The 15495-nt window shown below is 33.6% G+C and carries 16 protein-coding genes and 1 pseudogene; all 17 read left to right on the top strand.

What is annotated here, in order from left to right; all coding sequences use genetic code 11:
- Nucleotides 1-91: 91 nt before the first annotated feature.
- The 17 genes and pseudogenes from Q7I96_03730 to Q7I96_03650 all read left to right on the top strand — a co-directional run bounded on the left by Q7I96_03730 (nt 92) and on the right by Q7I96_03650 (nt 15492).
- Nucleotides 92-517, top strand: coding sequence for an RNA-binding domain-containing protein (locus tag Q7I96_03730; GenBank protein MDO9626722.1), 426 nt, complete (start codon nt 92-94; stop codon nt 515-517).
- Nucleotides 518-719: 202 nt separating this feature from the next.
- Nucleotides 720-1526, top strand: coding sequence for an RNase P subunit p30 family protein (locus tag Q7I96_03725; GenBank protein ID MDO9626721.1), 807 nt, complete (start codon nt 720-722; stop codon nt 1524-1526).
- A 132-nt stretch (nt 1527-1658) separates the two neighbouring features.
- Nucleotides 1659-2030 carry an Rpp14/Pop5 family protein gene (locus Q7I96_03720; protein ID MDO9626720.1) on the top strand — a complete coding sequence of 124 codons (372 nt, stop codon included), beginning with the start codon at nt 1659-1661 and terminating at the stop codon, nt 2028-2030.
- Between the two features lie 143 nt (nt 2031-2173).
- Nucleotides 2174-2920 carry an archaeal proteasome endopeptidase complex subunit alpha gene (gene psmA, locus Q7I96_03715; GenBank protein ID MDO9626719.1) on the top strand — a complete coding sequence of 249 codons (747 nt, stop codon included), beginning with the start codon at nt 2174-2176 and terminating at the stop codon, nt 2918-2920.
- A 5-nt stretch (nt 2921-2925) separates the two neighbouring features.
- Nucleotides 2926-3630 (top strand): ribosome assembly factor SBDS, encoded by a 705-nt coding sequence (locus Q7I96_03710; protein MDO9626718.1) that lies wholly within the window; start codon nt 2926-2928, stop codon nt 3628-3630.
- Between the two features lie 54 nt (nt 3631-3684).
- Nucleotides 3685-4335 (top strand): annotated as a pseudogene (gene rrp4 / locus Q7I96_03705) (exosome complex RNA-binding protein Rrp4).
- A gap of 407 nt (nt 4336-4742) precedes the next feature.
- Nucleotides 4743-5462 carry an exosome complex exonuclease Rrp41 gene (rrp41, locus tag Q7I96_03700; protein MDO9626717.1) on the top strand — a complete coding sequence of 240 codons (720 nt, stop codon included), beginning with the start codon at nt 4743-4745 and terminating at the stop codon, nt 5460-5462.
- Nucleotide 5463: 1 nt separating this feature from the next.
- The gene (rrp42, locus tag Q7I96_03695; protein MDO9626716.1) at nt 5464-6252 is read left to right on the top strand and encodes an exosome complex protein Rrp42; all 789 of its coding nucleotides are present in this window, start codon (nt 5464-5466) and stop codon (nt 6250-6252) included.
- Between the two features lie 350 nt (nt 6253-6602).
- Nucleotides 6603-6872: a 50S ribosomal protein L37Ae gene (gene rpl37A, locus Q7I96_03690; protein MDO9626715.1), complete on the top strand. Its 270-nt coding sequence runs from the start codon at nt 6603-6605 to the stop codon at nt 6870-6872.
- A 1-nt stretch (nt 6873) separates the two neighbouring features.
- A complete protein-coding gene (locus Q7I96_03685; GenBank protein MDO9626714.1) occupies nt 6874-7005 on the top strand; it encodes a DNA-directed RNA polymerase subunit P in 132 nt (43 codons plus the stop codon).
- Between the two features lie 64 nt (nt 7006-7069).
- The gene (locus tag Q7I96_03680; GenBank protein MDO9626713.1) at nt 7070-7624 is read left to right on the top strand and encodes a ribosomal biogenesis protein; all 555 of its coding nucleotides are present in this window, start codon (nt 7070-7072) and stop codon (nt 7622-7624) included.
- A gap of 48 nt (nt 7625-7672) precedes the next feature.
- A complete protein-coding gene (locus Q7I96_03675) occupies nt 7673-7948 on the top strand; it encodes a KEOPS complex subunit Pcc1 (protein ID MDO9626712.1) in 276 nt (91 codons plus the stop codon).
- A 174-nt stretch (nt 7949-8122) separates the two neighbouring features.
- Nucleotides 8123-8482, top strand: a complete 360-nt coding sequence (locus Q7I96_03670) for a prefoldin subunit beta (GenBank protein MDO9626711.1) — start codon at nt 8123-8125, stop codon at nt 8480-8482.
- A gap of 4 nt (nt 8483-8486) precedes the next feature.
- Nucleotides 8487-8771 carry a DUF3194 domain-containing protein gene (locus tag Q7I96_03665; protein ID MDO9626710.1) on the top strand — a complete coding sequence of 95 codons (285 nt, stop codon included), beginning with the start codon at nt 8487-8489 and terminating at the stop codon, nt 8769-8771.
- 877 nt (nt 8772-9648) lie between these two features.
- Complete coding sequence (locus tag Q7I96_03660; protein ID MDO9626709.1) at nt 9649-10272, top strand: energy-coupling factor ABC transporter permease; 624 nt, start codon at nt 9649-9651, stop codon at nt 10270-10272.
- 13 nt (nt 10273-10285) lie between these two features.
- On the top strand, nt 10286-10756 hold the full coding sequence (locus Q7I96_03655; GenBank protein ID MDO9626708.1) for a hypothetical protein: 471 nt from the start codon (nt 10286-10288) through the stop codon (nt 10754-10756).
- Nucleotides 10757-11049: 293 nt separating this feature from the next.
- Complete coding sequence (locus Q7I96_03650; GenBank protein MDO9626707.1) at nt 11050-15492, top strand: cobaltochelatase subunit CobN; 4443 nt, start codon at nt 11050-11052, stop codon at nt 15490-15492.
- Nucleotides 15493-15495 lie beyond the last annotated feature (3 nt).

Below are 15495 nucleotides of genomic sequence, written 5' to 3'. Positions count from 1 at the left end.
AGTAATAATCTCCGTAAATGAGCTAAAATGAGTTATAATTTAACTTATTAAAATTTCTTATTTATTAATTTCCTGATTCAAGTTGATTAAAATGATCCACAATATTTCATATAGGGTTTTTATCCAAGGTACTGAAAGGCCAGAAAAGGTTGAAGAGTCATTAAAGACTATATTTTCCCGGGCTGAACCTGAAATAGAACATACAGAAGGTTATTATCTCAATCCAGTTACAATTTTAAGTCAAAAAATAACTAAAAAACGGGAAATCAAAGAATTTATTCAAAAACTTCGAGAAATGAATAAAGAAGATATTATAAAAATATCCTATGATTTTGAAAAAAAAATGGATGATAATGGAAATTTCTTTCTTAGATTTGATAAGCAGGAAGCTTTAAAAGGGAATTGGAAAGTGGTAGGACATGGTGATTCTATACACGTTCGAATAAAAATTGCAGCCTATCCTGCTAAAAAAGATGTGGCCATTAGAATAGCTCACCAAATATTTGAAACGGATTAATTATTGTATTGATTTTATATTAACTTAATTAATATTCAACTAATTATATTGATTATATTGATATTACTCTAAATTTATTAATTAATCACTAATTTAAATTATCATTAAATTATAAATCTTAAATTATAAAATATTCAATTCATTAAAATATTATTAATTAAATTTTACAAAGGGGCAATTGTCCGGGAATTATCTGATTAAATTGAAATTTTACGATTTTCACCTACAGGGAAGAAATTATAACTCTGATAAGAAATTAATTTTTGAAGCAAAAAGATTGGGATACTCTGGTGTTTCTTTATTATATTCTAAAGATGATTATAAGGAATCAAAAGAATATTTAACCGAAATTGAAAATGAGATTAATTCAGAACCAACTATGGATTCTAATTCTGTTTCTAATCCAGTATCTAATTCCGCATATAATCTAGATTCTAATTCAGATAATAATTTAAATTTTGAGAAAACTTTTAAGATTTTTCCAGGAATTAAAATTTTCCCGAAAAATTCGGAAGATCTAAAAAGGCAGATTAGAAGTTCTAGAAAAAAAACTAATATTTTAATGGCTGTTGGTGGTGATTTAAAGATAAATCGTGCTGCATGTGAAAATATTCAGCTTGATATTCTTTCAAGACCATATTATAAGCGTAGGGATTGTGGAATTAATCATGTTCTTGCTAAAGAGGCTGCTAATAATGATGTAGCAATTGAATTAAATATTTGCGACATACTGAGGGCCAGATCACCTATTAGATCTAAAATAATGGCGCATTTTCAGGAAATTGTTAAATTACAAAAGAAATTTAAATTTCCACTAATTATTGGCAGTGGAGCGGTTTCTATTTATGATTTGAGAAAACCTAAAGATTTAAATGCACTCAGCCAGTGTTTTGGATTGAGTAAAAATGAAGTGAATTTAGCTATTTCTAACAATCCAAAAAATATAGTTGATTTCAATAATCAGAGAAAGGACATTATTATTGTTGGGGCCAAGAAAGTTGCCAATTAACCAGACAATTAATTTAATTTAATTTAATTTAATTAAATTAAATTATTATTATTATTATTATATTCAATTAATCAATTTTCTAGCCAATTTTGTACTTTTATAAGAATATTTAATATAACAAGATGATTATCCATGAAACTTAAAATATTACCTCCTACACTTAGAGGTTCAAAAAGGTATATTGCATTTGAATTGATTTGCCAAAAATCTATAACTAGGGATGAATTAGTCAATTTAATCTGGAATTCGTGTCTGGAACTCTATGGTGAATCTGAAACAAGTAGATTCAGACTATGGCTCATGAGAAAATGGGACTGTGGTCAAAAAGGTAATGATTTTATTATAAAAGGTATATTGCATTGTAATAGGGGAGATGAAGAAAAAGTTAGGGCTTCTCTTTCATTAGTAACAAATTTCCGTGGAAAAAAAGTAGTTTTCCACACTCTGGGTTTATCTGGAACCATTCATTCTGCAACACAAAAGTTTATTAAATCCAGACCCTAACATAAATACACAGTATTAATAAATTATTAAATTGATTTGAAAATAAGTCTTGATAAAGAAATTGAGCATTTTAAAATCAATTAAATGTCACTAAAAATAAGAAATCACATTCATAAAATAAGATAAAAAAGAGAGGTATACATATGCAACCACTTCAAAGTGCAGGTTATGATAGGGCCATTACTGTATTTAGTCCAGATGGAAGACTATTTCAGGTTGAGTATGCAAGAGAGGCCGTAAAACGAGGCACAACTTCATTAGGTGTCAAATCAAGCGAAGGAATAGTGCTTGTTGTGGATAAAAGACCCACAAGCAAACTGGTCGAACCTAAATCAATTGAAAAGATATTCCAAATCGACCAACACATTGGCGCTGCTACATCAGGATTGGTGGCAGATGCTAGAGCTATTATTGAAAAAGCTAGAATAGAAGCTCAGGTTAACAGAATAACCTATAATGAACCTATTCGTGTAGAAACACTATCTAAAAAGATTTGTGACATGAAACAGATGTACACTCAGCATGGTGGGGTGCGTCCTTTTGGATCCGCTTTAATAATAGGCGGAGTTAATGGTAAAGGATGCAGATTATTTGAAACTGACCCTAGTGGTGCACTAATAGAGTACAAAGCTACAGCTATAGGTGCTGGAAGACAAGTGGCTATGGAAGAGTTTGAAAAGAAATATGAAGAAGACATTACTCTTACAGATGCAATTGAACTTGCTCTAGATGCTGTTTACGAAGCCACTGAAGGAAAAACAACTCCTGAAAGTGTTGAAATAGCTGTTATTGATGCTAAAGACAAAAAATACAGGAAATTATCTGAAGAAGAAATTAAAGATCATGTAGAAGAACTTCTCATCAGAAAAGAGAAGGAGGAAGAGGAGTAAAAAACATGGTTAATCTTGAAGATGCAGTTATTGCCCGTTTGGAATCCCATGGGGAACGATTCGAGATTTTTGTGGATCCTGATCTTTCTGCAGAATATAAGAAAGGATCTAATGAATCTAGGATAGAAATAGAAACAGTTCTTGCAGTGGAAGAAATTTTTAAAGATGCTAAAAAGGGTGATAAAGCGTCTGAGGAAGGTATGCTTAAAGTATTTCAGAGCACGGATCCCTTGGAAGTTGCAGAGTTAATTATTCAGAAGGGACAAATCCAGCTCACTGCCCAACAGCGCAGGGAAATGCTAGAGGATAAGCACAAACAAATTGTTGCTAAAATAGCTAGGGAGGCTATTAATCCTCAAACAGGCTTTCCTCATCCACCAAAGAGAATTGAAAAGGCCATGGAAGAAGCAAAAGTTCATATTGATCCATTTAAAACTGTTGATGAGCAGATAAATATTGTTCTGAAAGCTATTCGGATTAAAATTCCAATTAGATTTGAAAAGGTGAAAATGGCAGTTATGATGCCTGGTGAATTTGCCGGTGGCGCATATACAGCCATATCTAAATTTGGAAGAATATACAAAGAGGAATGGCAGCAAGATGGATCATGGATAGCTGTGGTTGAAATACCTGGAGGCCTGCAAGATAGTTTCCATCAAAAAATGAGTGAACTCACAGGCGGGAATGTGGATACCAAAGTTATTAAATAAACTTCTTCTTTTTCCTATTCTCATATGGCTTTCATATAGAAAAGGAGGCATAATGTGATATTAATAAAAGATAAGGACCTTGTAGTTCCTGGTGAAGTGCTGGCGGAAGACGATTTTCACGCTGGTCGAGGAACTTTCAGGGAAGAAAATAAAATATGCTCTTCGGTAGTAGGCTTAGTTTCTATTAGAAATAAGAAAATTAGTGTAATTCCGCTACAAAGTAAATACCTTCCTAAAAGAGGGGATGTGGTTATTGGAGAAATCAATGACATAAGATTCTCTATGTGGGGATTAGATATTAATTCACCTTACTCTGGTCTTTTACCAGCATCAGAAGTATTTGGAAAAGAAAAAAGGGAACTTGAAAAAGTCTTTGATGTTGGGGACGTCCTTTTTTTGAGAGTAATTGATGTTGATGAAGTTAAAAAGGTCAAACTTGGATTAAAAGGTCGTGGATTAGGCAAATTTAAGGGCGGAATATTAGTTTATATCACTCCTACTAAGGTACCTAGACTTATCGGTAAAAAAGGATCCATGATTAATATGATCAAGGATAAAACTCACTGTGACATTGTTGTTGGTCAAAATGGTGTGGTATGGGTCAAAGGACAGCCAGAAATGGAAAGAATTGCTGAGAAAGTCATAAAAATGATTGAAGAGCAGGCCCACACTTCTGGACTGACAGATAGGGTACGAGATTCACTGGCTGAATTAACGGGTGAAAAGGTTGAATCTGATGATAACCATGAAATTCTTCAATCAGTAGAAGATAAACTGGAAACTGAATTGGGCAACAAACCCGATGAGGAGCATACTGATTTAAAAGAATCTGAATCGGATGAATCTGCAATTGAAGAAGATGAAGGCCAAGAAGAAGATCAATTAGAATCTGGTCAAAAAGATCAGGAAACTCAGCAAAATGTCCATAAAGATGAAGACGATGCTGAAGAGGGAGAAAGCGCAGAAGAGAAGGAAGCGCAGGAAAAAGATGAAGTAGATGAAAAATCTGAAGATTCAGATGAATCTACTGAAGAAAAAACTCCAAAAGATGAGAAAAGTTCTCTCCCTCGTAAAATAATTGAATCTAAATTTAATTTTAATCAGTTTAAGAGGTGATTATTATCATCACAGAAGATACTAATTTAGGGGCAAAATCAAGGGAAGATGGAAGAGCTTTTGATGAATTACGTCCCTTGAAAATTGAAGCAGGCGTTTTAGAAAGAGCTGATGGCTCAGCATATTTAGAATTTGGTGGAAATAAAATACTTGTGGCTGTTTACGGTCCAAAAGAATCGCATATTCGCAGATTCCAACGCCCAGATAGGGCCTATATCCGTTGTAGATATAACATGGCTCCATTTTCAGTAGATGATAGGAAAAGACCAGGCCCTGATAGAAGATCGGTGGAAATTTCTAAAGTGACTGCAGAGGCCCTCCAACCATCCATACTTCTTGAAAAATATCCAAGAGCTTTAATTGATATTTTCATTGAAGTATTAGAGGCAGAAGGTGGAACTCGGTGTGCAGGGATAACTGCAGCATCAGTGGCTCTAGCAGATGCAGGTATTCCCATGAAAGACATGGTTGTGGCCTGTGCTTCTGGTAAAGTCAACGACCAAATTGTTCTTGATCTTTCAGAAGTTGAAGATAAAGAAGGTCAAGCTGATGTACCCGTTGCTATCATGCCACGCAGTGGGGAAATTACTCTTTTACAAAGTGATGGTAGTTTAAATGCTGGAGAATTCGAAAAAGCAATTGATCTTGCAGTAGAAGGATGCCAAGCCATTAGTAAAGTTCAGCAAGATGCCTTAAAGAAAAGGTATGGTGAGTAAAATGAATGTTGTTCCTGAAATAACTCGCAAAAGTATAACTGACCTTATCAATAATTTAGAACGTCCGGATAGCCGAGCTTTGGATGAATATCGTGAAATTTCACTGGAAACTGGTGTAATTTCTAAAGCTGAAGGCTCTGCCAGGGTTAAGATTGGAAATTCTCAGATTATTGTAGGTACTAAATCTCAACTAGGTTCTCCATTCCCTGATACTCCTAATGTTGGGGTTATAATGACTAATTCTGAATTACTACCTATGGCAGCACCAGAATTTGAACCAGGACCTCCGGATGAAAAATCTGTGGAGCTAGCCCGGGTCACAGACCGCTGTATCAGAGAAAGTCAGATGGTGGACCTGGAAAAGCTATGCCTGATTGAAGGAAAGAAGGTTTGGATGATTTTTATTGACTTACACATACTTGATTACGATGGAAATTTAATGGATGCTGCGGTTTTAGGTGCAGTTGCTGCTTTGTTAAATACCAGGATTCCCAAGGCCACTATGGTAGATGATGAAATAGTTATTGACTATGAAAACAAGGAACCTCTTCCAATTAGAGAAAAGGCATTAATGTGTACTTTTGCTAAAATTGGTGAACAGATGGTTTTGGATCCTTCTCTTGCAGAAGAGGAAATCCTTTCTGCTAGACTTTCCATTGGTATGACTGAATCTGGAAATATATGTGCCCTTCAAAAAGGTGGAGCAACTCCTTTAACTAAAGAAGAAATAATGAATGCTGTAAAAATTACTGAGGAAAAAACTAAAGAATTGATGGAATATTTACCATAATTAACCATCAATTTCAATTTTTAAACCTAACATTTATATATTTCTTTAATTAAATTTTAAATTACTAAATTATTTTGTCGATCATTTAATATTGGCATAATAAACTAATTCACGATACTAAAGTAATTTTTACTTTTTTAGCTGTTATATAGAACTTATTAACTCTATATATCACTATTTAACAAAAGAAAGGTTATTTTATATCATAGTAACTGCAATTAATTTCAGAAATTGTCAGTTTTTCAGTGTTAATCACTAATTCAGTGATTCATTTCCCATTTATTTGGGAATTGATGATGAGTTTGAGGCTTATCATTTATAAATTGTAAAATTTACTCGGAGTGATTCAAATGGCAAGAACCAAAAAAGTTGGTATTACAGGAAGATTTGGTGCAAGATACGGTCGTAAAGCCAAAAGAACTGTAAAACAAATCGAAGAAAACATGAAAAAGAAACATGTATGCCCTACATGTGATCGACCTGCTGTTAAAAGAGTTAGCAGTGGTATATGGAAATGTAGAAAGTGTGGCGCTGTCTTCACTGGCGGAGCATACGTACCTGTTACTCCTATGGGTAAAACCGCTACCAGAAACATAAAACGGATTATTGGAGGTTCATGATTTGTATAAATGTGCTGAATGTGGAGCTATAATTGACCCTAAAGGGTACATGGAAAATAAATGTCCTAGATGCAGATACAGAATTCTCTTTAAAGAAGTTCCCACTGTTAAAAGGACTATAAAAGGAAGATAAGGTAATTATTAATATTTTAATCCTTATTAACCCTCTTTATTCTAACTATTTTATCTGAGATTTTATGTTAATTACAACTTCAAGAAAACCTTCTAAACGTACCAGATCTTTTTGCCAGTATTTAAATCGTGTTTTCATTTCTGAATACACTAATCGTGGTAAAATGAGTATGAGGGACGTTCTTTTAAAGGCAGCCAATTTAGGATATTCCTATTTGGCAGTTGTTTTTGAGTATAATGGCAATCCCAGTAAGATCACCTTTTTTAATAAGGACGGATTAGAAATTATTTCTATGACAATAAATGTGGCCTTACCTGAGAAAAGAATCAATATTCAAAAAGAGGATTTGTCATTTAAATGTGACTTTGAAGAAATGGCCATTTTAGGGGATATCCTTCAATTAAAAACAGTAAATGATTTTGAATCTGAAGCAGATAAAAATGACTTGGATTTTGAAGATTTTCAAGAATCAAATCTTATAACAATCAAAGATTCCAAATCTAATGATTCAAAACAAGATTATAAGGCTATTTTAGATGTTTTTGATAAAAAAGGCATTTGCACTGGATTTAAAATTTTTATTAAGAATTTTAAGCTTGAAAATAGTTCAAAAGATTGATTATTTGATAATTAAATCTATTATTAATTATAATCTGGAGATTGTATTTTGATTCAGAATACTCCATTAAAGTCTGTGGAAAGTGAAATTGAGATAGTACTTGATAGCAATTTACAAGCCCAAGTAGTATTTACTTCAGTTAACCCTGAAATCATCAGTTCTCCTTCACAACGTTCTTCAATGGAGATGTTAGTTAAAGGGAAGTCTATTTTCCTTAAAATTAAGTCTAAAGATTCAGCTTCTTTTAGAGCATCTTTAAATTCTTCTATTAAATGGATCATGTTATCTCTAGATGTTTTGGAACTTCAAAAAGAGGATTATTGATAGGATTATTGATATAATACAAATGTGATATTGTTTATATTAAAATTCAATTAATAGATTCCAAAATGAATTTATAAAATTAATTTAGAAATAATATAATGGTCTATAAATCTATAGATTAAATGGCATTAAATTAATATTTTAAAATCATTCTAAATATTATGAGGTGAAAAAATGGAAGTACCACAAAATATTCAACACCAACTAACTCAATTCCAACAACTACAACAACAGGCTCAGGCCATCTCCATGCAGAAACAAACTGTTGAAGTACAAATTCAGGAAACCCAAAAAGCATTAGAAGAACTCAAAAAAGCTGATGATGAGGCTGATGTTTATAAATCTGCTGGAAATCTATTAGTCAAAGTTGATAAAACTGAAATCAACACTGAACTGGAAGATAAGGTGGAAACTCTTAAACTTAGAGAAAAAACCATTTCTCGTCAAGAAGAAAGGGTAATGAGTAAACTTCAGGAAATGCAAGCTTCCCTACAAGAAGCCATGCAAGGCGCTGGAATAACTCCTGGGATGTAATTAATTGAAAAATAAGCTCAAAAATTTGACTCAAGAAGATTTAAACGAGATATCTGATTTTATTTCTTCTTCTGCTCAAAATTTTATTTCACAGAAAGTTTCTCAAAAAGAGATCAATGACCTGGATATTAAGGTTGAACTCTCTTACGAAGAAAAACTTGAAGTTGATATTACTATAGATCTTTCGCTGGATGATTTATCTTCAGTGAATCCTGATATTGTTGATGAGGCCATTGAACATTCTTTTGAAGTTCTTGAACCTTTTTTAGATGTTAATTTCAGGACATAGGTTTTTTGAAGTTCTTGAACCTTTTTTAGATGTTAATTTCAGGACATAATTGATTTTTAATTTAGTTTATATTAAACTCATTTTTATTTTTGCTTGATTTATTGATTTTACAATAGATTAAATTCTTATTTTGATATTTTTCACCAAAAACTGTTTAATACCATTCTAGGGTTTTTTACTCAATTTGTAATACTTATTTTCCAAAAAGTATTTATAGTATTTTGACATTCTATTAATTGGGCATTGTTTCCTCCACTGCTCGGTCATCTTTGGTATGACTTAATAAAAATATGGGCATCTAATAACAATCCTTTCGCTCAGCCTTTATTATTGGATGTCCTATTTTACATTTCAATACTTTTTATTACTTTTTCTTTATATTCGGGCCTAAAGTTAATAATAATAAATAAATAGAAAGTGTTATAATTATCTAAACAATCCATATTTGTCACAATAAATTTGGCACTAGTATGATATTTTATATTCGCCAATTTATTCCCTCTTCCAGTAGGGATAATCCCTATTGGAACTCCCACTTATTTTATTTTTTAATCCTGTTAGTTTAGAGTTATGTATTACTTTCTGTTTAATGAGTTTCATTTGTTATTTATATTTGTGAGTGAGGGTTTTTTTAATAATTATGCCTTTTTAAACCTTTAATTTTTTTATAGATTTTAATAAAACTTTTAGACTTCTTAATTTCTTATTACTAATATTGCTTTTTAATCCATTTTGTGTTACTTAAATTAATCTATTATTACTAATATTATGGATTTCATTAGATTTGTAATAAGATAAACATTATAAATGTTATTACAACAATCTATTTTAGCAGTATTGTAAAAATGATTAAAAATTTAAAAAAAGGAGGACTTATTTGCATTTACCTGATGGAATTATACCTTTATGGCAAGCGGGGATTTACTGGATCTTAGCCATTATACCCTTAGCATTTTATGCTTTTAAAATTTCTAAAAGCGAGCAAAAAGATAAACTGATTATAAATACGGGAATTTTTGCCGCGGTGACCGTTTTAGTATCTTCTTTATCCATACCATCTCCCTTTGGTATCCCTATGCACTTTTTCCTGATACCCCTAGTAGCTATTTTGCTGGGCCCCCTCACAGGCATAGCTGTAGCTTTTTTATGTTTGCTTTTGCAGTTCCTTTTCTTAGGAATGGGGGGAATAACCACTCTGGGAGCTAATGTACTAGCTATGGGTGTGGTAATGAGTATTTCAACTTATTTATTCTACAAACTAACCTATGATCTTGATGAAAGATTAAGCATCTTCGCGGGTACTCTAATGGGTATAATAATGGCCACAGTCACTAATGCTATTATTCTAATACTGGCTGGAGTTGCTACTTTAGAAATGTTAATGGCTACTTTAATACCATTTTATTTATTCATTGCGGTTATTGAAGGGCTAGCCAATGTTGCTATCATATCATTTATCTCCAAAGTCAAACCTGAAATGTTAAAAATAGATAAAATTTAAAAAGAGGATTAAAATGAAAATAAAAGTAATTTGCTTATTATTTATTCTTTTAGGAACGATCTCCGCGGTCAGTGCCCATGGAATAGATGTCACTAATCAATCAACCATTGTCATTGCAGATAATTCTACCGGAGTGCTGGCTAAAAAAGTAACAACTGATTTGGGACTTAATATCTCTGTTTATAAATTTAAATCAGCAGATGAGGTAACCCACCAGCTGGAACATGCTTTAACCAACTCCAATAAGAAAATTCTGGCAGTGGCCTATCAAGATACTGTCAATGATTTTCTAGCTAAAAACCCTAGTGTGTCTAACCGGATATTTGTTAGTTCTGGGGATGAGATGGATATAAAAAATGGATTAACTCTTTTATCTTCCAATAATAATACTGGATTTTTAACACCACTATTGGCTGGTCTTTTAATTGGTATTATGGCTGGTTTAGGCCTGGGTGCTTTCTGGATGAAGAAGAAGTTAAGTTGATTAAGTTTTTAATTATTCTTCTTTTTTTTAATTTTTTAAGGATTTTATTTTATAATTAATACTTTGGCCTGTTCAATGCTGATTTTATAGATATTACTTTTTAGGTGTGGGATTTATTTTTAAGGACATAATAGTCATTTAAATTTAGATTTTCTTTAAAAAGTATTATTCTTTTTATTATTTTATTACTAAATTTAAAATATATTAAAAAATGTAATAATATTTAATTAATAACTATTATTATATACTGGTAAGTTCAATTTACTTTGATTAAACGTAAAGGAGGTGAAAAGATGAAAAAAAACGTAATTTTACTAGTAACGACTTTATTTTTCATCATTGCAATGTGCGGAGCAGTATCCGCAACAGAGAATAACACTGGAGGTGATCAGAACAATTCTCAAATTGTTATTTCTGGTCAGGTTCTGGATTGTGTTACCAAAGAACCATTTGCAGGAGTAGATGTAACTGCTTCAAACAATGGAAACAATATATCAAAGACTAAAACAGACAACCAAGGTAAATACGAGCTCAAATTTTTAAGTAATTATACCCAATTCAATATCACCGCCAGCCAGGATGGTCATAAATCATCTACAAAACTGGTAAATGTTGATTCGGATTCAAATAATCAAAATAAGAATCTAAGTGGTAATGCTAATTTTGAGATGGGAAAACCTAAAGTGTTGATTATTGTTTACTCTGTTAAACCTGGATTCCTTGATGCTATCAAAGATTGTGATTTTTTAAACATTACATTCTATACTTATACTGCAGGAAATCTTCCACAATCAGTCAATATAACTGATTATGATATGGTTTTTGTGGACTATTTAGCATCAGGACTAAAAAATAATGACTACGTTAACCGAGTAGCAGCTTTGATGAATCAATCAGCAGCAAATGGAATTCCCACAGTAATGACTATAAATTATGCCATTAGCATTCATAGTGCAGTAATTATTGCTAATGGGAATTCACAGTACCAGTGGATGAGAGATTACTGGTCCAACATTAACTATGCCAATGGAAAAGAACTCTTTAAATTCATTGGAGTGAAATTTTTCGGATTAAATGTGGGAACACCCCAAATACCAATCTATTCAATCAGTGAAGCCATATACCATCCCGATGCAAATAAGCTTTTTGCGAGTTTGGATGATTATAAAACATGGTATCAATTCAAGGCAGGAAAACCTACTGTAGGGATTGTATTCAGTCAGTCTGAGTATTCAGGCACTGATATGGCCACAATGGATTCTTTAATCCGCGCTTTTGAAAATAAGGGTTATAATGTGATACCATATTTCTATCCGCATAGTGGAACCCCAAATATCAATAAGTTTCTACTACAGAATAATCAATCCGCTGTGGATTTAATAATCCATTATAAAATGTTTGGTTGGACTTCCAACAGCTCGTACAATGATACTCAATTAGACCTCCAAAAACTGGATGTTCCTATCATAAAAGCCTATAAATATTTCGGGAACTATTCAAGTTGGCTAAATGGCACACAGGGAATGCAAGCAAGTACCTTAGGTAGTACCATTGTTCCTTCTGAACTTGATGGGATGTTTGATCCAATCATAATTGCCACGCAGGAAGAAATGCCGCAGTACTTGCCATACACTATTACATTGTTCAAACCAATTGATCGCCAGATAAATTGGTTGGTGGATAGTGCCATAGCATGGATTAACCTCAGGTACGAATCCAATAGTGATAAAAAAATAGCAATAATTTACTGGCACGGAACTGGTAAAGACCAGGGAGCAACAGCAGGGCACCTGGATGTATACAACAGTATTAGCAGTATATTACAGGCTCTTAAAGACAGTGGTTACGACCTTGGAACCAATAATGTGCCTAATAACAATACATTAGTGGATTTAATCCGTAATCAAGGTTTGAATGTAGGATTATGGGCTCCAGGGGAGTTAGAAAAACTGGTAAAAAATAATCCAGTGATCTTGGTTTCTGAGTCTGAGTACTTGACCTGGTTTAATAAACTCAATGCTGCAAAAAGAAAAGAAGTCATTGATATGTGGGGTGAACCACCAGGTGACATAATGACTTACACTAAAAATGGTGTAAAATATCTGGTTCTTCCAGTTATCCAATATGGAAATATTATTCTGGCACCTGAACCTTCACGTGGTTATAACCAGGATATTGATGCCATGTATCATGCAGGCAGTGTGCCACCTACTCACCAATATCTGGCCTTTTACTTCTGGCTAAAGAACGACTTTAAGGCAGATGCAATTATTGACATGGGAAGGCACGGTACTGTAGCATGGCTACCTGGAAAAACTGGGCCTGGTCTGGATATAGATAACTGCTGGGCAGCTATTGTAAGTCAGGATATTCCAGTGATATATCCATTTACTGTAGAAGGTAGTGAGGGTATGTTACCAAAAAGACGTCAAGGAGCACTAATGATAAGCCATTTAACTCCATCATTAACTGTTTCAGGACTCTACGGTAATTTGACCATACTCAACGACAAAATTTCAGAATACAATTCCCCTAATATTGATGCCGAAACCAAAGCTAAACTAAAGATAAGTATTTTACAATTAGTAAAGGACTTAAAAATCAATGAAGATATTGGAGTGAACTTAACCACAATCAACGACACTAACTTTGACCAGTTCCTGGGAAAAGTGCACGCGTATTTGGATGATATAGAATCAGAATTCATACCCTATGGATTGCATGTATTTGGACAGCCACCTCAGGGAGATGAGCTTACCAATCTAGTTCAATCTTTGCTTGGGTTTGGTTTCAGAGATTATATGAAAGCGAATAACCTATCTGATGCACAGGTTCAGTTAATACTTAAAAAGTTATTAATTGAGGGATTGAACGTAAATCAAGCTCAAATTTCAGTTCTTGGTTCAACCTCTCCACAAATGACCACGTATCTAAACCAGGCTTTAGTACACGCTGCAAATATCAATAAATGTACCAATGAGATGACAGGTCTTCTCCGGGCATTAAATGGTAGATATATCCCTCCAGGTATTTCTGGTGATCCAATTAATAACCCGAATGTACTTCCAACTGGAACTAACTTCTATTCATTTGATCCTAGGAAAGTTCCAACTGCCGAAGCTACAGCTATTGGTAATAAATTAGCTCAAGACTTAATTGACGACTACTTGAAGAAAACAGGTAATTATCCTACTAAGATATCATTCATGCTCTGGGCTATTCATACGCAACAGGATATGGGTGTAATGGAAGCAGCGATATTTTATCTGTTAGGTGTAGAACGAGTACCTGATGCCTCAAATCCAAGTATTGTAACTGATGTTAAGTTAATTACTAACTTAGGAAGGCCTAGAATTGATGTAGTGGTGAGTACTACTGCTCTATACTTGACCATGTTCCGATGTAGATTGGATCTCATTGATAAAGCAGTTAGATTAGCCGCAGCAGCCAATGATACTCAGCCAAACTATGTGAAACAGAATTCAGAAAATACCTACCAATACTTAAAGTCAAAGGGATACTCTGATGATATGGCCAGAAAACTGTCCATGGCAAGAATATTCTCTCAAGAAGAGGGTAATCACAAAAATGCCATGCAGCATGCATTGCTTGCAGGTGGGTCCTGGGAAAATGAGAGTCAATTAGCTGATACTTACATCAGCACCTTTGGAAATCTATTCCAGGGATCAGAGGTTAACTCTATTCTATTTGAAGATTTGTACAAACAAAATCTCAATGGAACAGAGGCAGTCGTATTTAGACGAACTTTCAATGCTAATAGTTTATTCAGTGACAGTGACTACATGGGATACTTTGGTGGTCTGGGCCTTACCATAAGAGAAATATCAGGTAAGGAGCCACTGATGTATATTATGAACACAGAAAATACCAACAATCCTAAACTGGAAACACTGGCAGAATCTCTTTGGAGGGATGTAAGGTCTACTTACATTAATCCAAAATATATTGGGAAGATGATGCAGTCTGGTGCTCCAGGTGCAGCTCAGTTCTCAGAATTCATAAAAAACATGGCTGCTTGGAGAGTAACTTCACATGATTCTGTGAATTCCAACATGTTCCAGGAAGCATATGATGTGTACTTCAAAGACAAGTATAATCTCAACATGAAAAAATGGTTTGATAGTGCTAATCCATACTCACATCAAGCTATGGCTGCTGTTTTATTGGATTCCATAAGAAAAGGTTACTGGGATGCAAGCGAATCTGATAAAAAATCTTTGGTTAATATTATAGCTCAAAATGTTATTGACAATGGTATGGCGTGTAGTGACTCTACTTGTGGTAATCTGGCTATGATGCAATGGGCTTCTCAGTACTTAGACCCAAATATGCTGGCTAAGTTCAAAAATGCTGTTTACACGTCCACTTTGTCTGCAGGTTTTGCTCCGGAACCTGCTAAACCATCTGAAGGCGGTAATCCTTCTGAAGATGGTTCTGATGGTAGTTCTGATTCTGGTTCTAGTGGTGGATCTTCTACTAGCTCTGGTTCTGATTCCAATTCTGGTTCTAGTTCTGCTTCTTCTCAGGATAAATCTGTCAGTGAAGAATCTCAGGCCACTACTGGTGAACAATCTTCTCAGAAGGCCTATGAGGTTTCTGAAAACAATAAAACCTCATCTAAACCTAATAACAACTATATTTATGCTATTGTTGGCTTATTAGCTTTATTAGGCCTTATTGGATTTGGATACTTCAAAGGTGTTGGAAGAAACTAAAAC

Source organism: Methanobacteriaceae archaeon (genome assembly GCA_030656015.1).
Lineage (GTDB): Archaea > Methanobacteriota > Methanobacteria > Methanobacteriales > Methanobacteriaceae > UBA349.
This window is presented reverse-complemented; position numbering and strand designations above follow the sequence as displayed.

Coding starts and splice junctions, on each gene's coding strand:
- Q7I96_03730 (MDO9626722.1), top strand. CDS start 92: ATGATCCACAATATTTCATATAGGGTTTTTATCCAAGGTACTGAAAGG.
- Q7I96_03720 (MDO9626720.1), top strand. CDS start 1,659: ATGAAACTTAAAATATTACCTCCTACACTTAGAGGTTCAAAAAGGTAT.
- psmA (MDO9626719.1), top strand. CDS start 2,174: ATGCAACCACTTCAAAGTGCAGGTTATGATAGGGCCATTACTGTATTT.
- Q7I96_03710 (MDO9626718.1), top strand. CDS start 2,926: ATGGTTAATCTTGAAGATGCAGTTATTGCCCGTTTGGAATCCCATGGG.
- rrp42 (MDO9626716.1), top strand. CDS start 5,464: ATGAATGTTGTTCCTGAAATAACTCGCAAAAGTATAACTGACCTTATC.
- rpl37A (MDO9626715.1), top strand. CDS start 6,603: ATGGCAAGAACCAAAAAAGTTGGTATTACAGGAAGATTTGGTGCAAGA.
- Q7I96_03680 (MDO9626713.1), top strand. CDS start 7,070: ATGTTAATTACAACTTCAAGAAAACCTTCTAAACGTACCAGATCTTTT.
- Q7I96_03670 (MDO9626711.1), top strand. CDS start 8,123: ATGGAAGTACCACAAAATATTCAACACCAACTAACTCAATTCCAACAA.
- Q7I96_03655 (MDO9626708.1), top strand. CDS start 10,286: ATGAAAATAAAAGTAATTTGCTTATTATTTATTCTTTTAGGAACGATC.
- Q7I96_03650 (MDO9626707.1), top strand. CDS start 11,050: ATGAAAAAAAACGTAATTTTACTAGTAACGACTTTATTTTTCATCATT.